This is a genomic window from Mesorhizobium sp. BR-1-1-10 (genome assembly GCF_020165595.1).
Taxonomy (GTDB): Bacteria; Pseudomonadota; Alphaproteobacteria; order Rhizobiales; family Rhizobiaceae; genus Mesorhizobium; species Mesorhizobium australicum.
Window position 1 is genome coordinate 29,166 of the sequence record NZ_JAIUIL010000002.1, and the last position, 18,829, is coordinate 47,994.

An 18,829-nucleotide genomic window follows, 5' to 3' on the forward strand; every position below is an offset into this window, starting at 1 on the left:
GCGTCGCGTGTCTGTTTCGTCTACATAAAACCGATTCTTGATCCACGCAAGTGGCAAGTGCCCGCTTTATGACCAAACACCGCCTCGGAACCATCCAGTCGTTCCGTCCCGGCTATGGCACCCTTATGCCCCAATCGGGCTAATATGGCAAGCGGCTCGCCGATTTTCAAAGGCTGGCCCGCGAAACATCGTTTTGATGCCAGTCTTAGGAAATGGCACGGGCAGCAGGGCTCGAACCTACGACCTGCGGTTTTGGAGACCGCCGCTCTACCAACTGAGCTATGCCCGTACACGCGCGCTTCGGCGCAGGCGCTTCCTAAAAGCTTCCGCGCGCTCTGTAAAGAGCGGTTTGCAGGCAAACGTGCTTAACCCCTGCGCCAGAAATCGAGATGGTCGGCGACCAGCCCCTCGGCATCGATCTCCAGCTCCCGCCTGAAGTGGCTGGCGCGCGATTCATAGAGGTATCGCCGGCAGCCGAAGCTATTTTGCGTCCGGCACCCGATACGGACCGCCAGGCACGCCCCAGCCCCAGGCCGGCATCGGTTCGGTCTCGGGATTGCAGGTCTCGCCGAGATTGGAATTCATCTTGGCCAGCCGCGATCCCCATTCGACGTAGCCCATGAAGGCTGAACGGAATTCCGGATCGTCCGGCAGACCGACCTCATCCGCCGCGTCGGCGAGAAGATTGATCCAGCGGCGGCGCTGCTCCTCGCTCAAATGCTTGCCCAGATGATGCATGACCATTTCGCGGTGGCCGCCAAAGGTTTCGCTGTAGGTTTTCGGTCCGCCGAAGACCTCGCCGATGAAGGCCGCGACATGGGCGGGGTGGTCCGGCGACATGTGCTTGAACACCGGGCCAACGACCGGATCTCGTGCCACCTTGTCGTAGAAGGTTTGCGTCAGCCGGTTCAGCGCCTCGCTGCCTCCGGCCCATTCGTAGAGTGTCGGAACGTCCTGGCTCATTCTCGATCCTTCGCCGGCCCCGCCGCCGCGACGATAGCGGAAATCGGATATGGCTCAACCTGCCTCGATGGGCAGTTCCCCTGACATCACCGTGCTCTACAGCCTGGCGGGCGCGTCGGCCTGTGCATTGGCGGCTGGCAGGCCCAGGCAATTGTCGGGCTTGGCAACAGCCTTGCAAATCGTGGAGCCGGTCAGCGCGTCGACCGATTGCGGTCCCGTTGTCAGTCCAAGCTTGAGCATGGTGTCTGGGTCAAGTTGCCCCTCGGTCGAGCGTCGTTCGATTGTTGCGAACAGAGCGGGACTGATCGCCATCTCGTCGAGGTAGGCCTTGACCACCAGCTTCTGTCCCATCGGATACAGGCTGAGCCGCGCCCGGGGACCGACAAGCCGTCTGGCACCGCCGGCGACCACTAACGCACAGGCGGAATCACACTCCACCCCCGCATCGATGCTCAATCCGGCATAGGCTCCTTCCGTAGCCAGGCAGTTCCACGCGTCGGGGTCACAGTCGACGAAATCGGTGCGGGCAACGGCGATGTCGAGCTTTCTTTCATGGATAAGCCGCCCCATTGCGAGAGCGCTGGGCAGGTCGCCTCCGCGTGAGCTGATGACGACAGGCAGCCGCCGATCGCCAAGCGTGGCCAGCAACTGCCGCAGCTTCCGCGGCGCCTGGTTCGTGATCGCGCCTTCGGCCGATATCCATTCCGGACAATCGGGATCGCACAGCGGATTGCTGCCGCGAACGACGACAAACCGCATGTCCCCGCCGGCCCTCGCGGTATCCGGTTGAACGGCAGCCATGGGCCTGGCTGCGGCCGATGGCGTCGTCTTGCTTGCGGGTCCAGCTATTTGCCGGCAGTTCGTGGCCGGCTGGGCCAGGCCGCAGAGGCTGGCGGCGGTCAACAGATCCACTGCGTCCCGGCTGGTGACCAGCTTCATCCTCACCATGTCGTCGAGGGGAATCTGACGAATCTCACTGGCCGGCGTGGCCTTCATGACTTCCAGTACGCCGTCTGCTATCCCCATTTCCTCAAGGTAGGCCGAAAGCGTCTTCTCGACGGTCCTGCTCATCTCGTAGGTTTTGTAGCTGCCAGCGTTTTTGCGGCTGACCACCTTGGTGCTGATGATCTTCTTCCTGCCGTTCACGATCCGATACGTGGTCCGGTAGAGCAGCTTCTCCCGCTGGTATGTGGTGGTGATCTGGTGGACGCCGAGATAGCCGAAATCTCCAACGAAGCGGCGGACACCGCCGGAAAACATTAGCGGACAGGCCGAATTGCACATGGCTCCGTCGTCATAGGCCGTACCGAAATAATCGGCACTCTTGCCCTTGTTGTCCCCGCAGTTTGTTTCCGGTCGGCAATCGGAAAAAACAGTCACGCCGACGGCGATATCGAGCTTGTTCTTGCGGATCATACGGCCGAGTGCCAACGCGGCCTCGACGTTACCGCCGGGCGAATTGACGACGACCGGCAATTGCCTTCCCTTGAGCGCCTTGAGCGTGCGCTTGAAGAGAGACGGCGTGCCCGCGTCGATGGTGCCGTCCGCCGATATCCATTCAGGACAATTGGGTTCGCATCCCGGAGCGTTGCTGCGCACGACGACGAAGCGCATGGGCGGGATGTCGAGAGGCCCATCCTCCGCTCGCGCTGTCAAAACGGGCAGAGCCATGGCGACGGCGAGGCAAACCAGTGCCCATAACCGCCATGCCTTCCCATCGAAACGGTGCCTTGGAACCACTGTCGGCAAAGCTCCCTCAGTGCAACCTATACTAGTTGCAGCCATGGCGCTTGCAACAGCTTTGAAACAAACGCGCAATGCTTGCGTTGCGAGGCGTCTGAAACGAAAAAGGGCGGCCCGAAGACCGCCCTTTCGTTTTCGAGACCGGCAGCAGCCGGATCGATTACTCTTTGATGGTGACGACGATGCCGGCACCGACGGTGCGGCCGCCTTCACGGATGGCGAAGCGCAGCTTCTCTTCCATGGCGATCGGCACGATCAGCTCGACATCGACCGTGATGTTGTCGCCGGGCATCACCATCTCGGTGCCTTCCGGCAGCGACACGATGCCGGTCACGTCGGTCGTGCGGAAGTAGAACTGCGGACGGTAGTTGGTGAAGAACGGCGTGTGACGGCCACCTTCGTCCTTGGTCAGGATGTAGGCTTCGGCCACGAACTTCTTGTGCGGCTTCACCGTGCCCGGCTTGGCCAGAACCTGGCCGCGCTCGACACCCTCACGATCAACGCCGCGCAGCAGCGCGCCGATGTTGTCGCCAGCCTGGCCCTGGTCGAGCAGCTTGCGGAACATTTCGACGCCCGTGCAGGTCGTCTTGGTCGTCGGACGGATGCCGATGATCTCCAGTTCCTCGCCGACCTTGACCACGCCGCGCTCGACGCGGCCGGTGACGACCGTGCCGCGGCCCGAGATCGAGAACACGTCCTCGATCGGCATCAGGAACGGCTTGTCGAGCGGACGAACCGGCGTCGGGATGTAGGCGTCGACCGCAGCCATCAGCTCGCGGATCGCGTCCTCGCCGATCTTCTTGTCCGAATCTTCCAGAGCGGCCAGCGCCGAACCCTTGACGATCGGAATGTCGTCGCCGGGGAATTCGTTCTTCGACAGCAGTTCGCGAACCTCGAGCTCGACCAGTTCGAGCAGCTCGGCGTCGTCGACCTGGTCGACCTTGTTCAGGAACACAACGATCGACGGCACGCCGACCTGACGGGCAAGCAGGATATGCTCGCGGGTCTGCGGCATCGGGCCGTCGGCGGCCGACACGACCAGGATCGCGCCGTCCATCTGCGCGGCACCGGTGATCATGTTCTTCACATAGTCGGCGTGGCCGGGGCAGTCGACGTGGGCATAGTGGCGGTTGGCGGTCTCGTATTCGACGTGAGCCGTCGAGATCGTGATGCCGCGCGCCTTCTCTTCAGGCGCCGCATCGATCTGGTCGTAGCGCTTGTATTCGCCAAAATACTTGGTGATCGCCGCCGTCAGCGACGTCTTGCCATGGTCGACGTGACCAATCGTGCCGATGTTCACATGAGGCTTGGTGCGCTCGAATTTACCTTTTGCCATAGTCTCTTTCCTTGGACGGCCTGGACCTTCAGTTCAGTCGAATGCGGGGCGATTAGCGATAAAGGCCAAAAAACACAAGCGTCTTTTGCCCGGGCGCCATCTCACTCGGCCAGAACCCATGATCCGATTGCGGGGATGTGGCGCTGATATGGGGATCCGTCGTTGAAAATGGAATGGGCGAAAACCGAGGGAGCAAAGCGAGGATTGCTCGGGTCTCCACGTCAGTCGCTGTCGGATTTATCGGCGGTTCATGGCCCATTGCGGCAGCGATCCGCGTCTGATCTCCTGCGCCGATGCATTTCATCCCGACTGCCGTTCGCGGCCCGCTGTTCATGATCGTCTCGACCGGGTCGTATCTGGTCAACGACACGATGATGAAGCTCGCCACGTCGGGGTTGCCCTCCTACGAAGTGCTCTTCCTGCGTGGTGCCGCGGCAACGCTGTGGGGCGTTCCGCTGTTGTTTGCGCTCGGCTACGGCAAGCAGATCCCGCTGATCTTCGACAGGCGGGTGCTGCGCAGGAACCTCCTCGAACTGGCGGCGATCCTCTGTTACGTCGTCGCGCTCGCCAACATGCAGATCGCCGATTCCACCGCGTTGGGGCAGATCACGCCGCTGCTGATGCTGGTCGGCTCCTCGATCCTGTTTGGCGAGCGTATCGGCGGCCAACGCATGGCGCTGATCGGGCTGGGCTTCATCGGCGCGCTGATGGTGGCGCAGCCGACCATGCAAGGCATTTCGGTCTATGCCTTGCTGGCGCTCGGCAACGCGACGTTCGCCGCCGCGCGCGATCTGGCCGGCCGCAAGATCGCCGCCGAAGTGCCAGGAATGATCGTGGCGATCTCGGCGGTCGTCGTGGTCCTGATCGGCGCAGGCGCCGCGCATCTGGTTTCCGAGCGCTGGGTGGCGCCGGAGGCGCACCACCTGATGCTGATGGCGGGAGCCGGTTTCTTCCTGATCTTCGGCCACTTCTTCATCTTCATGGCCTATCGCGTCGGGCCGACCGGCGCGGTGGCGCCGTTCTATTACTGCTTCACGGTCTGGGCCGTCATTTCGGGGCTGCTGGTGTTCGGGCAATTCCCCAATGCACTGGCGGTCTGCGGCATCCTGCTGGTTGTCGCCAGCGGGCTGACCATCGTGTCGCTGGACCAGCGCAAGCGTCGGCTGGCCGTGGTCGCCTGATCCGCGGCGGCGCACCGGCATAATAGTTTCCGATACCGTGAGCGCGGTCAGCACCGACGGCGGGTTAGCGCAATTCAGGATTCGGCAGCCGATAATCCGCCGATCGCGTCTAGATGGTCCGCTTGCCCGCGAACTGATGATAGGCCCACAACACCACGACGGCACCCACGACGGCGACGATCAGGCTATAGATGTTGAGGCCGGTCACACCCGAAGCACCGAAGGCGCTGAAGATCAGCCCGCCGACTATGGCGCCGACAATGCCGAGCACGATATCCATGATCATGCCCTGACCGGTCTTGTTGACGATCTTACTACCAATGAACCCGGCAATGACGCCGAGAATGATCCAGCTGATGATACCCATTTTTTTCCTCTCCATTCCTCCGCCAACCGGACATTTTCATATGATTGTCAAAAGCTCAAGCCAGCTTGAAATTCCCCCCGAATGCGCCATTGTTGAAGATGGGCCGGGCTTGGTTGAAATGGAGGATCCACTATGGGACTTTTTGACAACGCCGTTCCCGGCGGCAATATCACCAAACCGCTGATGATCGCGCTCGGTGCGCTGCTGGTTGGGAAGATGCTGAGCGGCAGAAGCGCCGAACAGCCGGACCAGGCTCAGGCGCCGGCGCCCGCCGATCCCACGCCTGTCGGAACCGCGTCCGGTGACGGTGGGCTGCTCGGCGGACTGGGCGGGCTGCTCGACAAGCTCAAGAACGCCGGCCATGGCAATGTCGCCGACTCCTGGGTCGGCACCGGGCAGAACCAGTCAATCGGGGCCAATGAGTTGGGCAACGCGATCGGACCGCAGGTCATTCGCGAGATCGCCCAAAGGACGGGGCTCGACGAGCAGGAGCTGCTCAAGCAGCTATCGGCCGCCTTGCCCGGCATCGTCGACAAGCTGACCCCGAACGGCCAGGTACCGCAACAGCACCAGGTCGCCTCCGCCTTCAACAGCTGACGCGGCGCCCACCAATGCCTGAAGCGCTGCGCGCCTGCCGCGCAGTGTTTCGGCTTGCCGGTTGTTTCGCTGAAAATCTGGAGCGGGTAGCGGGAATCGAACCCGCATATTCAGCTTGGAAGGTTCCTAGAAATCCAATGAAATCAACGGGCCGTTTCACCGCAAACATCATCCGTGCCGAAACGGGGCCGAATCCATCGGCTCCGTTACACCTCGAATCCGTCAACCTCGATGACATCAATGACATTCTGCGGATCCGCACGCAGAGCTTTGATAACTGCCAACCATATGAGGTGGGCCACATTATACCATCTCCGGGTGGTCTCGAAATCCAGTTGCTCTAGCCTGGAGTGGCCTAGGCCGTCTGGCGATACACCGAAGTGTCGACAGGCGTCATAGATTTCCATGAACTTTTCAAATTCGTCTGTGCTGACGTCTGTCACGCCGTGCTTGGCCACGAACCGTTTCCAGATCGACCTGGGGCTAGCAATCTTTCCAATTGTTGGGGCCGGATCATTCTGGCCAAGTAGCTGAGACACGCTCAGACCCAAAGTCGCGACGATGAAAACGCATCGCTCAACTAGGTCGTTGGTATCCTGCTTGTCGCGTAGATAATCTGCAGCGAGTACGTTCCAATAGCGCTTTGCTTGTAGCAGCGCATAAAGCTGGAGGTTGGTGCTGCATGAGCCGTCTGTGTTCATCGAATAGTATGGCCTCATCGCTCCCCCACGCTGGCTTAGACCTTTGAGAACATTGACGCTCGATCGATTAACCCGGGCCAAGAGATCGGCCATTCTCGGCAATAGGCGCCAGCTCATGGTTGCCGAACCGGATGGGCTGCGTCAGAAATGACTAATATAGGTGGGAATCCGCCATTGTGGCTTTCTCCGGATGTCCTTCACGGCCCTCAAGGTGTGTAGGCGCTCTCATCACCTAGCGGCGGTCGCTTCGATAGTTGTCCAAAACGAACCTGCTTCTGGAGCGGGTAGCGGGAATCGAACCCGCATATTCAGCTTGGAAGGCTGCTGCTCTACCACTGAGCTATACCCGCACCTTGCACTGAAGTACCGGATTTCCCCGAAAAGCGCCATGCCCTTTTCGGTCCGATGCTTTACGCGTTTCAGGCTTCCGGGCCGGCAGTGGTGGAGAGGGTTGGATTCGAACCAACGTAGGCTAAGCCAACGGATTTACAGTCCGTCCCCTTTAACCACTCGGGCACCTCTCCAGTCTGCCGCCGGAGCCATGCAACGAGGCATTCTTGCCGATCCGGACCCGAGATAGATGTCTTCTCCGAAACCAGCGAAGCGCCTTATGGCGGCAAGGCCATTGGGTGTCAACCGCGCGGCCACGGTTTTTCGATGTTGTTCGCCGGCTGCGGCGACAGGGCATATCCTTGGCCGGAGGAGACGGCTATAGAAGCCGGCCATGAGCAACAATTCCAACACCCCCAAAGACACCCATTACGCCAAGCTGCGCCGCGCCTTTCGCGACGAGAAGAGCGGCGGCGCGCCGGCGTTCAAGCCACGGCAACCAGTGCCACCAGGCGAAAACGCAGCCGACGGGCTGGTGCGGCTCTATGGCCTGCATACGGTGCGCGCGGCACTCGACAATCCGCGCCGCCGGATCAAGAAAATGCTGGTGACGCGCAATGCGGCCGAACGGCTCGAGATCACCGATCTCGCCGCCCTGCCCTTCAAGGCTGAACTGGTCGAACCCAGGGACATCGACAAGATTACCGGATCGGACGCTGTGCACCAGGGGGTGCTGATCGAGGCCGAGCCGCTGAAGCCCAAGCGCCTCGACGCACTTGGCGACACAAGGCTGGTGCTGGTGCTCGACCAGGTCACCGACCCGCACAATGTCGGCGCCATCCTGCGTTCGGCGGTCGCTTTCGGCGCTGGCGCGCTGATCACCACGGCGCGCCACAGCCCGCAGGAATCAGGCGTGCTGGCAAAATCCGCCTCCGGTGCGCTTGAGCATATCGATCAGGTCGAGGTGAAGAACCTCGCCGATGCGCTCGGCCAGTTGCACGAAGTGGGCTTCCAGACCATCGGGCTCGATTCGGACGGGCCGGCTGAGCTCGAAACCAGCTTTGCCGGCGACAGGATCGCTTTGGTGCTCGGCGCCGAGGGCAAGGGCCTGCGGCAGAAGACGCGCGAGACGGTAACGACGCTGGCCAGGCTCGACATGCCCGGCGCCATCCGCTCGCTCAATGTCTCGAACGCAGCGGCGGTGAGCCTTTATGCGGCGCGGGCATTTCTGAAGCGCGGCTGACTGGAAGCGGCAAGCCTCCCGCCAGAAATCAAAACGGGTCCCGGCGATGCTTGCCGGAACCCGTTGCTGGGTTAAGACGGAAGTTGACGGCCTGGGAACGTTACGCCGCCTCTTCCGACCCTATGCCGCTTTGATTTCTCTTGCCTCCTTGCCGATTTCGAAATTCGCCATCCGCTCCAGCGCCCTCACCAGCGCGGAATGATCTTCCTTCGCGCCGCCATTGGCGGCGCAGGAATTGAACAGTTGCTGGGCGGTCGAAGTGTTGGGCAGCGACACACCAAGCGCCTTCGCACCCTCCAGCGCCAGGTTGAGATCCTTCTGGTGCAGTTCGATGCGGAAGCCCGGCGCGAAGGTGCGCTTGACCATGCGCTCGCCATGCACTTCGAGAATGCGCGAGGCGGCCAGCCCGCCCATCAGCGCCTGCCTGACCTTGGCTGGGTCGGCCCCAGCTTTTGATGCAAAAACAAGCGCTTCGGCGACCGCTTCAATGGTCAGCGCGACGACGATCTGGTTGGCGACCTTGGTGGTCTGGCCGACACCATTGGGTCCGACCAAAGTGATGTTCTTGCCCATTTTCTCGAACACGGGTTTTGCGCGCTCGAAGGCCGGTTCCTCACCACCGACCATGATGGTGAGCGAAGCCGCCCTGGCGCCGACCTCGCCGCCGGAAACCGGCGCGTCGAGATAGTCGCAACCGAGATCGTTGATCTTTTTTGCGAATTCCTTTGTCTCGATCGGCGAGATCGAACTCATGTCGATCACCAGCTTGCCCTTGGCCAGGCCGGACGCGACTCCGTTGTCGCCGAACAGCACATCGGCCACCTGCGGTGTGTCGGGAACCATCAGGATGATGATCTCGGCGGCCCTCGCGACGGCGGCATGGCCGGCGACCGACTTCAGACCCTTGGCGACGAGATCGGCCGGCGGTTTTGAGCGGTGGTCGCTGGCGATGACGCTGTAGCCGGCCGCCAGCAGATGCCCCGCCATCGGCGCGCCCATGATGCCCAGCCCGATGAAGCCGATGGTTTCCATTGCTTCTCTCCGTTTTTTGTCAGATCGCGTTCCTTCACGCCCAGAGGGGGCGCAACAGAACGCGACCTGAATTGCAAGATTCTTGACAGCTAAGCGGCAGCACTTCCCTGCCCGGTCAGTTCCCTGAACCACCCCAGACCGGCCTCCGTCCCTGCCTTCGGCTTGTACTCCGCGCCAATCCAGCCGGCATAACCAATCCGGTCGATATGTTCGTAGAGGAAGGGATAGTTGATCTCGCCCGTCCCCGGCTCGTGACGGCCGGGATTGTCCGCAAGCTGGATATGCGCGATGCGGCCGAGGTTTGCCTCGATCTTACGGGCGAGATCCCCCTCCATGATCTGCATGTGGTAGATGTCATATTGCAGGAACAGGTTCTTCGAGCCGACGCGGTCGATCAGCGTCAGCGCCTGGTCGGAGTAGTTGAGGAAGAAGCCCGGGATATCGCGGGTGTTGATCGGCTCGATCAGCAGCTTGATGCCGGCTTGATCGAGTTTCTCCGCCGCGAAAGCCAGGTTTTCGGCAAAGACATCCTCCAGCACCTTGCGGTCGACATTGGCTGGCGCGATGCCGGCCAGGCAGTTGACCTGCCCGCAGCCAAGTGCCTGCGCGTAGGCGATCGCCCTGGCAATGCCCTGGCGGAATTCCGGCACGCGGTCCGGCAGCACGGCGATGCCACGCTCGCCCTTGGCCCAGTCGCCCGCCGGCAGGTTGAACAGCACCTGCGTCAGGCCATTCTTCTTCAGTCGGGCGGCGACCACCTCGGGCGCATGATCGTAAGGGCCGATATATTCGACCCCCTTGAAGCCGGCGCGGGCGGCGGCATCGAAACGGTCGAGGAAATCATGCTCGCCAAAGAGCATCGACAGATTGGCTGAAAAACGCGGCATTCTTTTTCTCCTTTTCTTGCCTGGAACCAAAGCCGTGTTGAGATTCAGGTCAGGCCGAGTCGAAAATGGTGGTTTCCGAGAACCGGAGCGGAGCGTACTTTTCGTACGTGAGCACCGGAAGCGCAGGAAGCCGCCGTTTGCAGGCCGGCCTCACCTGAATATCAGCATGGCTTAGTCCAGCATCACGATCGCGGTGGGCGCGTCTTCCTGATGTTCGGCAAGGTCTTCGAATTCGGTGATCTTGTCGATCTCGGTCCCCATCGAGATGTTGGTGACCCGTTCGAGAATGAATTCGAGCACGACCGGAACCTGGTGTTCCTTCAGCAACCGCTGCGCTTGCTTGAAGGCGCCGGCGAATTCCTCCGGCTTGCGCACCCTGACCGCCTTGCAGCCCATTGCCTCGGCGACGGCGACATGGTCGACGCCATAGCCCGCCTCCGGATCGTCGGCCCGGTTGATGTTCTCGAAAGCAAGGCTGACCTCATAGTCCATCGAAAAGCCGCGCTGCGCCTGGCGGATGAGGCCGAGATAGGCATTGTTCACGACGACGTGGATATAGGGCAGCTTGTGCTGCGCGCCGACCGCCAGTTCCTCGATCATGAACTGGAAGTCGTAGTCGCCCGACAGCGCCACGATGGTGCGCTCGGGATCGGCGGCGCGCACGCCGAGTGCGGCCGGCAAGGTCCAGCCGAGCGGGCCGGCCTGGCCGCAATTGATCCAGTTGCGCGGCTTGTAGACATGCAGGAACTGCGCGCCGGCGATTTGCGACAGGCCGATGGTGGTGACATAGGTGACGTCACGGCCGAACGCCTTGTTCATCTCCTCGTAGACACGCTGCGGCTTCAGCGGCACCTGTTCGAAGTGGGTTTTGCGCTTCATCGTCTTCTTGCGGCCCTGGCATTCCCTGGCCCAGCCCGACCAATCGCGCAGCCTGCCCGCCGTCCTCCACTCGGTGGCGACGTCGAGCAGCATCTTCAGTGCAGCGCCGGCATCCGAAACGACGCCGAGATCGGGGGCGAAGACACGGCCGATCTGTGTGGGCTCGATGTCGACATGGATGAATTTCTTGCCCTTGGTGTAGACGTCCACCGAACCGGTGTGACGGTTGGCCCAGCGGTTGCCGATGCCGAAGACGAAATCGGCTTCCAGCATGGTGGCGTTGCCGTAGCGGTGCGAGGTCTGCAGCCCGCACATGCCGGCCATCAGCCGGTGATCGTCAGGAATCGCGCCCCAGCCCATCAGCGTCGGAATGACCGGAACGCCCGTGATCTCGGCAAACTCGATCAACAGGTCGGATGCGTCGGCATTGATGATGCCGCCGCCGGCAACGATCAGCGGCTTCTCGGCCGCGTTGAGCATCGCCAGCGCCTTTTCAGCCTGGGCGCGCGTCATCGCCGGCTTGAATGGCGTCAGCGGCTCATACGCATCGATGTCGAACTCGATCTCGGCCAGTTGGACGTCGACCGGCAGGTCGATCAGCACCGGACCCGGCCGCGACGAGCGCATCAAATGGAACGCTTTTTGCAGCGCCATCGGCACCAGATAGGGCTCCATCACCGTCACCGCCCATTTGGCGACGGGCGCAGCGATCGCGGCGATGTCGACAGCCTGGAAATCCTCCTTGTTCAGCCGCGCGCGCGGCGCCTGGCCGGTGATGCACAGGATCGGAATGGAATCGGCCGCGGCCGAATAGAGCCCGGTTATCATATCGGTGCCGGCCGGCCCCGACGTGCCGATGCAGAGGCCGATATTGCCCGCCTTGGCGCGGGTATAGCCTTCGGCCATATGCGAGGCGCCCTCGACGTGGCGGGCAAGGACATGGCGGATCGTGCCCCTCGCCTTCAATGCCGAGTACAGCGGATTGATCGCCGCACCCGGCACGCCGAAAGCACAGGACATGCCTTCCTTTTCGAGAACGAGAACAGCGGCATCGACAGCGCGCATCCTGGCCATTTCCAGCCTCCACGAGATGATTGTTGGATGGCTAAGGATGTCACCGGGCGGGCGCTTTTTCAATTTTTTCAGAATATTTTTTCATTTCTAATAAACGGCTCTTACCAACTGATTTTGTTTCCTTTTCCCTTTTCCAGGATTTGCACCGAGAATTTCATGAAAAACTTTTTCATTGCATCTTGGGAGAAACGGTCGAGAATGCCAGCCATGGAAACGAGCGAAAAACGTCAGCGTGGCCGCCCGCGCGCCTTCAATGGTCCGGCCGAAGCTGCCTCGGTGCAGTCGCTCGACCGGGCCTTGCGTATCCTGGCCATTGTCGCGGAAGGCAGCGGCCTGTCGCTGAGCGAGATATCTGCGCAGAGCGGGCTTGCCGCCTCCACCGCCTACCGCATGCTGACGACACTCGAAAATCACGGCATGGTCGAGTTCGATACATCGGACCAGCTCTGGTCGATCGGCGTCGAGACCTACCGCATGGGCGCGGCGTTCCTGCGCCGCCGCAAGCTGGTCGACCGCGCCCGTATCGTCATGCAGGAACTGATGGAGAAGACCGGCGAGACCGCCAATCTCGGCGTCGCGGAAGACGATTGCGTGGTCTTCGTCAACCAGGTCGAGACGCACCAGGCGATCCGCGCCTTCTTCCGGCCGGGTACGCGCAGCCCTTTCCATGCCTCGGGAATCGGCAAGGCGGTGCTGGCACATCTCGAACCGGAGCGCGTCGGAACCATCCTGCGCAAGGCGGGCCTGCAGCGCTATACGGACAAGACCCTTTCCGACATCTCCGCCCTCGCGCACGATCTGGCCGTCATCAAGCATCGCGGCTGGTCGGTCGACGACGAGGAGCGCCATCCCGGCATGCGATGCGTGGCCGCCGCCATCTTCAACGAGTATGGCGAGCCGATCGGCGGCGTTTCCGTGTCCGGGCCGACGGTGCGGGTCACGCCCGAGCGGCTGGCCGAGATCGGCCCGCTGGTGCGCGACGCGGCGGCCGAAGTGACGAAAATGATCGGCGGCTCGAAGGCAGGCTGATCAAGGGATAGACTAAACGCGCCGAAAATCGCTGCATGCCGCCGGCTGCATGGGATTTGACCGTCTTGCCGTCGCGTTCGAATGCATGCGAAAGGGCGCGCATGAGGAAAGTGGTTCAGCTTCTGCTTGCCGTTTCGCTGTGCGGATGCGTGGCGGCGGCACCACGACCCGATACCGGCGACCAGCGGGTCAATCCCATCCCGATCTCGCTCGCGCTGGAGGAGATCATCACGGCCGGTATCCGCCAGCGGCTGCCGGATTCGGCCTCCGCCAGGTTCGGAACCATGCTCGCAGGCGAGCGAAAGCTTGATGGCCGCGAGGAGATCGTGGTTTGCGGCACCGTCAATGCCAAAACCTCATCCGGCGTCGGCGACAAGCCATTCATCGCCAAGGTCTACCCGGACGCCGCAAGCCGCTTCGAACTGGTCGCGATGGGCGACGAGACCGAGGTTGCCCGGCTTCAGATTGGCGGCATCTGCCGCGCGGCCGGTCTGCCGATCCTCGACCCGAAGATGCACCTCTAGAAAGACGGTCTTCAAACGACGAAGAGGGGCTGCCTCGCAACCCCTCTTTCCAGTCGCCCGCCGCCGCTCAGAGCCGGCAGTAATGGCTGTAGCCGTCACGGCCGATATAGGTGTCGGAGTCCGGGTCGTAGCTGGAGTAGCGATCGAAGCAGCGGCGGACGTGCCAGGAACCGCCATCTTCCTCGACATAGACGGTGCGCGGCTGCTGCTGGGCAAGCAGGCTGCCGAGAACGAAACCGCCGACGCCGGCGGCGATGCCGATACCGAGGCCGTGGTGATGCGAGTGGGCAGCAGAGGGCTGGACGGTGCCGACCAAAGCGGTGGCGGCGACGGTGGTGGCGATGAGGCCGGAAACGAGTGTGCGCTTGAACATGATGATCTCCTTGCTTCGTTTGGAGAGGCGAGCCATCCGCCTCTTGATGATCTGTCGTTGCGGCAAGGAAAAAGGTTCGACGGGGTTTTGATTTTTTCGAAGAGCAGGAATTCGCTGGCTGAAAAGGCGTGGCGACGCTCGCCGGCGTTGATCATCCATTCCGGCACTTCAGGCACCTTGCGCCGATCGGTCATCGTCCGTGACGGCGACTGGAAGCGCCGCGTTCGATGAGAAAAGGGCGGCCGAAGCCGCCCTTTGCTGGAGGTTTCAATCAAGCCGCCAGGCTGCGCTCAGTAGAGGATGATGTGGCGGTGGTGGTGATGACGATGATGGTGATGGCCATAGACCCACCAGTAATCCGGATAGTCCGGGTAATCCTGGTAGTAGAGGTAGTCGTCGAAATGACGATGATGATGATGCATGCCGTGAGCCGACGAAGACTGAACGGTGCCGGCGAGCGCGCCGGTTGCAACGACGATGGCGACGATGCTGGAAACGAAACTGCGCTTGAACATGATGATCTCCTGGATCTCTGATCGAGGCGACCATTCGCCTCTGAGGATCAGTCGGCGCGCCGCGGCGAAAGGTTCGACAGATCTGGAGATTTTTTTGGCGCACTGTTGGCGAAACTGAGTAGGCAGCACCGGCTCGCGCCATGACCGGCAGCAATTGCTCACTACTCACCACTCCCCACTCCCCACTCCCCACTCAGCCCATGCCGGTGATATGCCGAAGCCAGAAGGCGAGCGCGATAAAGCCGATGAAGGTGGTGACGCCTGTCCAGTCGACATTGGCCTTCTTCACATCGCTGATGAGCTTCACCAGCAGCATCCACGCCACGACGACGATAGGGAGAATGATGACAAGCCTGATCATGCGACACTCCGTTCAGCGCATTGCACTTACCCTGATGTAGGAAGCGCGTTCGCGGATTTCAGCATGCGGACGCGCGGGCATCCTCCACCACGGCTGATGCCCAAAAATGGACTTTTGTCTTTACTGGCGCAACAAATATGCTAACCGGAGCGCCGTGCCCTTGTAGCTCAGCTGGTAGAGCAGCGGTTTTGTAAACCGAAGGTCGGCGGTTCGATTCCGTCCGGGGGCACCACCCTACGCTCTTTGAGCTCCGGGTGGCAGGCCACCCCAAGCCCGTAGACGCAGGAGTGTCCTCCGACCCCCTTGTAGGGCGATTACGTCGCCACCACCATTTACGAAGCGCTCGCGATTTGGGCCGACACGTTCGTCCTGGTGAACGTATTCCTCACCCTCACAGACTTGTAGACATAAGCGGCCCAGATGCTGGTCACCACAAACGAAGCCATGGGTGCCGCCAGCGCGTCGCCTGCGAGCACCTTGTTTACCGGAACGCCCAGGATTGACGAAATCCAGATCGTATCCAGGATAAACACAACAGGAATCGCAAACCATTGGCAGAGAAACAATTGCGGGAATCGACGGCTTCGCCGCAGCATTGAAACCAGCACCACCAGCTGAAGCGCCAGAAATGCCAGATTGAGGGCAACCTCGCCATACACAGCCAGAGAGCCGTTTGGGAGGGTCATGAGTTGCTGGTAGCCGTCGGCGGAATTGCCGAAATCGGCGAGCGTGCGCAGCGGTGACAATGTCTGACCGATAGCCAGCAGCATCAGCCAGCCACCGAAGCCCACAAGTGACTCAGGATTCTGCGACGGCTTCGCGGCTGACCGGACAGCAAAGAAAACAGGCACGCCGATCAGCAGCAGCACGATCGCCCAATGCCAGATGGAAAACGTCCCCATTTACCCTTCCCCCTTTTTATACCCCTATAAGTTGTAGCAGATTTCAAACTCAACTCAAGAGCCAATCATCGCGTAAGACGCCGTCCGATGCCGAAGCGACAACTTCTCCTGCCTGCTCCTGACGCCCTCACACTCCGATCGCCGCCACCAATATCCGGTTCTGCCGCCGTATCGCGGCCCTCAACTCCGGTATCCTGGCTTCATCCCGCTTCACGAATTCGATGAACATCATGTTCATGTTGTTGAAGATCAATTCGCCGAGTGCCGTGCCGTCGATATCCTGCCGCACCAGGCCGATCTCCTGAAGGCGGGCGATCAGCGCGCGGATCTGTTCGGTGAGCGAGCGGTCGAGGCCAGTATAAGCCTGGCCGAACGGGCTGTCGGGCAGTTGCGTCGAGATCGCCATCGCCTGCCGCCACATCTCCTTGCTGAGATAGTGCAGCGAGTGCTCGATATAGATGCCGATCAGCGTGTCCAGGGCGTCGCCGACATTGGCGGGCGGCCGGGCGACCACGCCGCGCCCGGCATTGAGCACCTCGTCGACTTCCATCGAGACGATGGCGCCGAGAATATCGCCTTTGTTCTGGTAGTAATTGTAGATGGTGCCGATCGAGACTTCGGCTTGCGCGGCGATCGTCTCGATCTTGGCGCCCTCATACCCGGCCTCGCGGAAAAGCGTCGCCGCCGCCTCGATGATACGCCGGTGGCGATCCGCCTTTTGCCTTGCCCGCAATCCGCTCATATCAGCCTCTTGTCACAAAAACAGAATTGACTCAATTTTAGAATTGGTTCAGTTTTTTGCAAGAAGCCACAAAGGCAAGGGAGAACACTCGATGTCCGTCAAATCCGGCAATCCGCTTTCCGTCCTGAAGCGCCAGATGCACGCTGCATGTGCCGCCACGGCATTGCTGCTTGCGGCGGGCAGCCTCGCCGAAGCCGCCGATCTCAACGCGCTGATCTGGTGCGACCATTCCGATCCGGCGCTGCTGCAGCCTTTCGAGGAGGCCAACAACGTCAAGGTCAACGTCAAGGAATTCGAAGGCACCGGGGCTGGGCTGGCCATCGTCGAGCAGTCGCAGCCCGGCGACTGGGATGTGATGGTGATCGATAGCATCGACGTGCCGCGCGGCGTCGAGAAAGGCCTGTTCGAGCCGCTGCCGGAAGACAAGCTGCCGTTCGCCGATCTCTTCCCGCAGGTGAAGATGGACGGCTCGACCATTGTCGGCGGCAAGCGCTACGGCATCACCGAAAAGTTCGGTTACAACACGATCGGCTTCAACAAGACAAAGGTCGATCCGGCGGACATGCAATCCTTGGCGTCGCTGACATCAGACAAGTACAAGGGCAAGGTCGCCATCTACGATTATTCTCTCCCCGTCATCGGCATGGCGGCATTGGCCATCGGCAAGAAGACGGCCGATCTCACGGAAGCCGACCTGCCCGCGCTCAAGGAAGAGCTGCTCAAGATGAAGGCCAATGCCAAGCTGGTCGGTGAAGTCACCGCCAGCCAGACGGCGCTGGCGACCGGCGAGGTCGACATATTGGTCGGCGGCGGCGAATGGGTGACGGCAGGGCTGGCCAAGGAAAACCCGGCGCTGGACTTTTCCATTCCAAAAGAAGGTGCGGTGCTGTGGTCGCAGTCGCTCGCCATGTTCAAGGATTCCAGGAACAAGGACATGGCGCTGAAATTCATCCAGTACATACTGAGCCCCGAGGGCCAGGCACGGCTCGCCACCTCGTCCTGTTACTGGGGCATGCCGTCCAACACCAAGGCCGCATTGACCGACGACCAGAAAAAGGTCCTGCGCTTCGACGAGCAGCCCGGCTTCCTCGCCCGTGCGCAGGCCTATCCGGCGCCGAGCGCCGACCTCGACAAGAAGATGCAGGATATGTGGACCGAAATGCTGCAGGCCAAGTGAGCCGATACGCTGATGAGCGCCGCGGGAAACAGTGAGGGCGCGCGGACAGGCCGTGCCCTTCCCTGGGCGCTGGTCACACCGGCACTTGGCTGGACGCTTCTCTTCTTCGTGCTGCCCTTCGTCGCCATGGGGCTTTCGAGCTTCACCGCGCAGGAGGGCGGCGGGGGCACCCTGTCCAACTACAGCCAATTCTTCACCAACCCCGCCTACTGGCAGGCGATGGTGAACTCGCTGCAGGTCACCGCCATCGTCACCGTGGTTTCCGTGCTGCTTGCCTATCCCTTCGCCTGGATTCTGGCCGAACAGGTTCCTGAACGCTGGCAGCGGCTGGCGCTGATGCTGGCCGTGCTGCCGTTCTGGACCTCCTATGTCGTGCGCTCCTACTCCTGGCTGCTGGTGCTGGCGCAGAACGGCGTCATCAACCGGGCACTGACTGGCATTGGCGTGGTCTCCGAACCGCTGCAGCTCGCCAATACGCGCCTGGCCACCGTCACAGGCTTCGTGCATTTCTTCGTCATGCTTTTGACGCTGACCATCTTCGCCAATCTGAAGCAGCTCAGCCCCAGTTACCGCAAGGCCGCCGCCGATCTCGGCGCCGGACCGGTGCGCACCTTCCTGCATGTCATCCTGCCATTGACCTTGCCCGGCATCATGGTCGGCGCTTTTCTCACTTTCGTGCTGTGCATCGGCGACTACATCACGCCGCAGATCCTCGGCGGGAACAACGAGCTTCTGATGCCGCAGCTGGTGATGATGCAGATCGGCCGGCGCGGCGATTTTCCATTGGCCTCGGCGCTGTCGATCATCCTGATGGCGGTCGTGACCATCGCCTATCTCGCCTGCGCCCGCTGGCTAAAGATCGAGCGGACCTGA

Annotated in this window: 20 protein-coding genes and 4 tRNA genes; 8 read left to right on the top strand and 16 right to left on the bottom strand. The window is 61.4% G+C overall.

The window, feature by feature from the left end:
• Window positions 1-213 precede the first annotated feature (213 nt).
• The 4 genes from LB555_RS02950 to tuf form a co-directional block, all read right to left on the bottom strand.
• Window positions 214-289 (bottom strand) — tRNA-Trp (locus tag LB555_RS02950).
• 191 nt (window positions 290-480) lie between these two features.
• Window positions 481-963, bottom strand: coding sequence for a group II truncated hemoglobin (locus LB555_RS02955; protein ID WP_224531695.1), 483 nt, complete (start codon window positions 961-963; stop codon window positions 481-483).
• 96 nt (window positions 964-1,059) lie between these two features.
• Complete coding sequence (locus LB555_RS02960) at window positions 1,060-2,577, bottom strand: hypothetical protein (RefSeq protein WP_411970747.1); 1,518 nt, start codon at window positions 2,575-2,577, stop codon at window positions 1,060-1,062.
• A 289-nt stretch (window positions 2,578-2,866) separates the two neighbouring features.
• Entirely contained in the window at window positions 2,867-4,042 is a 1,176-nt protein-coding gene (tuf, locus tag LB555_RS02965) for an elongation factor Tu (RefSeq protein ID WP_015317986.1), read from the bottom strand.
• Between the two features lie 293 nt (window positions 4,043-4,335).
• Between tuf and LB555_RS02970 the strand changes: the two genes are divergently transcribed.
• Window positions 4,336-5,223, top strand: coding sequence for a DMT family transporter (locus LB555_RS02970; RefSeq protein ID WP_140665422.1), 888 nt, complete (start codon window positions 4,336-4,338; stop codon window positions 5,221-5,223).
• A 109-nt stretch (window positions 5,224-5,332) separates the two neighbouring features.
• On the opposite strand, the gene LB555_RS02975 is transcribed toward LB555_RS02970, so the two are convergent.
• Window positions 5,333-5,590 (bottom strand): GlsB/YeaQ/YmgE family stress response membrane protein, encoded by a 258-nt coding sequence (locus LB555_RS02975; RefSeq protein ID WP_015318000.1) that lies wholly within the window; start codon window positions 5,588-5,590, stop codon window positions 5,333-5,335.
• Window positions 5,591-5,722: 132 nt separating this feature from the next.
• Between LB555_RS02975 and LB555_RS02980 the strand changes: the two genes are divergently transcribed.
• Entirely contained in the window at window positions 5,723-6,187 is a 465-nt protein-coding gene (locus LB555_RS02980; protein WP_015318001.1) for a YidB family protein, read from the top strand.
• A 206-nt stretch (window positions 6,188-6,393) separates the two neighbouring features.
• On the opposite strand, the gene LB555_RS02985 is transcribed toward LB555_RS02980, so the two are convergent.
• The 3 genes from LB555_RS02985 to LB555_RS02995 form a co-directional block, all read right to left on the bottom strand.
• Window positions 6,394-6,888, bottom strand: a complete 495-nt coding sequence (locus LB555_RS02985) for a hypothetical protein (RefSeq protein ID WP_140665427.1) — start codon at window positions 6,886-6,888, stop codon at window positions 6,394-6,396.
• A 276-nt stretch (window positions 6,889-7,164) separates the two neighbouring features.
• Window positions 7,165-7,238: transfer RNA gene (locus LB555_RS02990), tRNA-Gly, on the bottom strand.
• An 89-nt stretch (window positions 7,239-7,327) separates the two neighbouring features.
• Window positions 7,328-7,412: transfer RNA gene (locus LB555_RS02995), tRNA-Tyr, on the bottom strand.
• Window positions 7,413-7,612: 200 nt separating this feature from the next.
• Here LB555_RS02995 and LB555_RS03000 point away from each other — a divergent pair.
• Window positions 7,613-8,461 carry a TrmH family RNA methyltransferase gene (locus tag LB555_RS03000; protein ID WP_224682255.1) on the top strand — a complete coding sequence of 283 codons (849 nt, stop codon included), beginning with the start codon at window positions 7,613-7,615 and terminating at the stop codon, window positions 8,459-8,461.
• Window positions 8,462-8,581: 120 nt separating this feature from the next.
• Here the strand turns inward: LB555_RS03000 and LB555_RS03005 are convergent, their stop codons facing one another.
• From LB555_RS03005 to gcl, 3 genes are all read right to left on the bottom strand, one after another.
• Window positions 8,582-9,493, bottom strand: coding sequence for a 2-hydroxy-3-oxopropionate reductase (locus tag LB555_RS03005; protein WP_224682256.1), 912 nt, complete (start codon window positions 9,491-9,493; stop codon window positions 8,582-8,584).
• A gap of 89 nt (window positions 9,494-9,582) precedes the next feature.
• Window positions 9,583-10,380 (bottom strand): 2-oxo-tetronate isomerase, encoded by a 798-nt coding sequence (gene otnI, locus LB555_RS03010; RefSeq protein ID WP_140665433.1) that lies wholly within the window; start codon window positions 10,378-10,380, stop codon window positions 9,583-9,585.
• A gap of 171 nt (window positions 10,381-10,551) precedes the next feature.
• The gene (gene gcl / locus LB555_RS03015) at window positions 10,552-12,333 is read right to left on the bottom strand and encodes a glyoxylate carboligase (protein WP_140717295.1); all 1,782 of its coding nucleotides are present in this window, start codon (window positions 12,331-12,333) and stop codon (window positions 10,552-10,554) included.
• 207 nt (window positions 12,334-12,540) lie between these two features.
• Between gcl and bhcR the strand changes: the two genes are divergently transcribed.
• Window positions 12,541-13,362 carry an HTH-type transcriptional regulator BhcR gene (gene bhcR / locus LB555_RS03020; RefSeq protein WP_023773060.1) on the top strand — a complete coding sequence of 274 codons (822 nt, stop codon included), beginning with the start codon at window positions 12,541-12,543 and terminating at the stop codon, window positions 13,360-13,362.
• A 101-nt stretch (window positions 13,363-13,463) separates the two neighbouring features.
• Entirely contained in the window at window positions 13,464-13,886 is a 423-nt protein-coding gene (locus LB555_RS03025) for a hypothetical protein (RefSeq protein WP_140720542.1), read from the top strand.
• A 67-nt stretch (window positions 13,887-13,953) separates the two neighbouring features.
• Here the strand turns inward: LB555_RS03025 and LB555_RS03030 are convergent, their stop codons facing one another.
• The 3 genes from LB555_RS03030 to LB555_RS03040 form a co-directional block, all read right to left on the bottom strand.
• Entirely contained in the window at window positions 13,954-14,259 is a 306-nt protein-coding gene (locus LB555_RS03030; protein WP_140720544.1) for a BA14K family protein, read from the bottom strand.
• A 290-nt stretch (window positions 14,260-14,549) separates the two neighbouring features.
• Complete coding sequence (locus LB555_RS03035) at window positions 14,550-14,774, bottom strand: hypothetical protein (RefSeq protein ID WP_015318009.1); 225 nt, start codon at window positions 14,772-14,774, stop codon at window positions 14,550-14,552.
• Between the two features lie 193 nt (window positions 14,775-14,967).
• The gene (locus LB555_RS03040; protein WP_015318010.1) at window positions 14,968-15,135 is read right to left on the bottom strand and encodes a hypothetical protein; all 168 of its coding nucleotides are present in this window, start codon (window positions 15,133-15,135) and stop codon (window positions 14,968-14,970) included.
• A 156-nt stretch (window positions 15,136-15,291) separates the two neighbouring features.
• Here LB555_RS03040 and LB555_RS03045 point away from each other — a divergent pair.
• Window positions 15,292-15,367 (top strand) — tRNA-Thr (locus LB555_RS03045).
• Between the two features lie 100 nt (window positions 15,368-15,467).
• Here the strand turns inward: LB555_RS03045 and LB555_RS03050 are convergent.
• Window positions 15,468-16,037, bottom strand: a complete 570-nt coding sequence (locus LB555_RS03050; protein WP_015318011.1) for a DUF2569 family protein — start codon at window positions 16,035-16,037, stop codon at window positions 15,468-15,470.
• A gap of 127 nt (window positions 16,038-16,164) precedes the next feature.
• A complete protein-coding gene (locus LB555_RS03055; protein ID WP_224682257.1) occupies window positions 16,165-16,779 on the bottom strand; it encodes a TetR/AcrR family transcriptional regulator in 615 nt (204 codons plus the stop codon).
• A gap of 91 nt (window positions 16,780-16,870) precedes the next feature.
• Between LB555_RS03055 and LB555_RS03060 the strand changes: the two genes are divergently transcribed.
• Window positions 16,871-17,956, top strand: a complete 1,086-nt coding sequence (locus LB555_RS03060; protein ID WP_224682258.1) for a spermidine/putrescine ABC transporter substrate-binding protein — start codon at window positions 16,871-16,873, stop codon at window positions 17,954-17,956.
• A 12-nt stretch (window positions 17,957-17,968) separates the two neighbouring features.
• Window positions 17,969-18,829: an ABC transporter permease gene (locus LB555_RS03065; protein WP_140616913.1), complete on the top strand. Its 861-nt coding sequence runs from the start codon at window positions 17,969-17,971 to the stop codon at window positions 18,827-18,829.

Excerpts from the sequence above, each read along its gene's own strand:
- LB555_RS03000 (WP_224682255.1), top strand. The coding sequence starts at position 7,613 with ATGAGCAACAATTCCAACACCCCCAAAGACACCCATTACGCCAAGCTG.
- LB555_RS02960 (WP_411970747.1), bottom strand. The coding sequence starts at position 2,577 with ATGCGCTTCGTCGTCGTGCGCAGCAACGCTCCGGGATGCGAACCCAAT.
- LB555_RS02975 (WP_015318000.1), bottom strand. The coding sequence starts at position 5,590 with ATGGGTATCATCAGCTGGATCATTCTCGGCGTCATTGCCGGGTTCATT.
- LB555_RS02955 (WP_224531695.1), bottom strand. The coding sequence starts at position 963 with ATGAGCCAGGACGTTCCGACACTCTACGAATGGGCCGGAGGCAGCGAG.
- LB555_RS03030 (WP_140720544.1), bottom strand. The coding sequence starts at position 14,259 with ATGTTCAAGCGCACACTCGTTTCCGGCCTCATCGCCACCACCGTCGCC.
- LB555_RS02980 (WP_015318001.1), top strand. The coding sequence starts at position 5,723 with ATGGGACTTTTTGACAACGCCGTTCCCGGCGGCAATATCACCAAACCG.
- tuf (WP_015317986.1), bottom strand. The coding sequence starts at position 4,042 with ATGGCAAAAGGTAAATTCGAGCGCACCAAGCCTCATGTGAACATCGGC.
- LB555_RS03035 (WP_015318009.1), bottom strand. The coding sequence starts at position 14,774 with ATGTTCAAGCGCAGTTTCGTTTCCAGCATCGTCGCCATCGTCGTTGCA.
- LB555_RS03065 (WP_140616913.1), top strand. The coding sequence starts at position 17,969 with ATGAGCGCCGCGGGAAACAGTGAGGGCGCGCGGACAGGCCGTGCCCTT.
- otnI (WP_140665433.1), bottom strand. The coding sequence starts at position 10,380 with ATGCCGCGTTTTTCAGCCAATCTGTCGATGCTCTTTGGCGAGCATGAT.
- bhcR (WP_023773060.1), top strand. The coding sequence starts at position 12,541 with ATGGAAACGAGCGAAAAACGTCAGCGTGGCCGCCCGCGCGCCTTCAAT.
- LB555_RS02985 (WP_140665427.1), bottom strand. The coding sequence starts at position 6,888 with ATGAACACAGACGGCTCATGCAGCACCAACCTCCAGCTTTATGCGCTG.
- LB555_RS03055 (WP_224682257.1), bottom strand. The coding sequence starts at position 16,779 with ATGAGCGGATTGCGGGCAAGGCAAAAGGCGGATCGCCACCGGCGTATC.
- LB555_RS03025 (WP_140720542.1), top strand. The coding sequence starts at position 13,464 with ATGAGGAAAGTGGTTCAGCTTCTGCTTGCCGTTTCGCTGTGCGGATGC.
- LB555_RS03060 (WP_224682258.1), top strand. The coding sequence starts at position 16,871 with ATGTCCGTCAAATCCGGCAATCCGCTTTCCGTCCTGAAGCGCCAGATG.
- LB555_RS03005 (WP_224682256.1), bottom strand. The coding sequence starts at position 9,493 with ATGGAAACCATCGGCTTCATCGGGCTGGGCATCATGGGCGCGCCGATG.
- LB555_RS03040 (WP_015318010.1), bottom strand. The coding sequence starts at position 15,135 with ATGATCAGGCTTGTCATCATTCTCCCTATCGTCGTCGTGGCGTGGATG.
- LB555_RS02970 (WP_140665422.1), top strand. The coding sequence starts at position 4,336 with ATGCATTTCATCCCGACTGCCGTTCGCGGCCCGCTGTTCATGATCGTC.
- gcl (WP_140717295.1), bottom strand. The coding sequence starts at position 12,333 with ATGGCCAGGATGCGCGCTGTCGATGCCGCTGTTCTCGTTCTCGAAAAG.
- LB555_RS03050 (WP_015318011.1), bottom strand. The coding sequence starts at position 16,037 with ATGGGGACGTTTTCCATCTGGCATTGGGCGATCGTGCTGCTGCTGATC.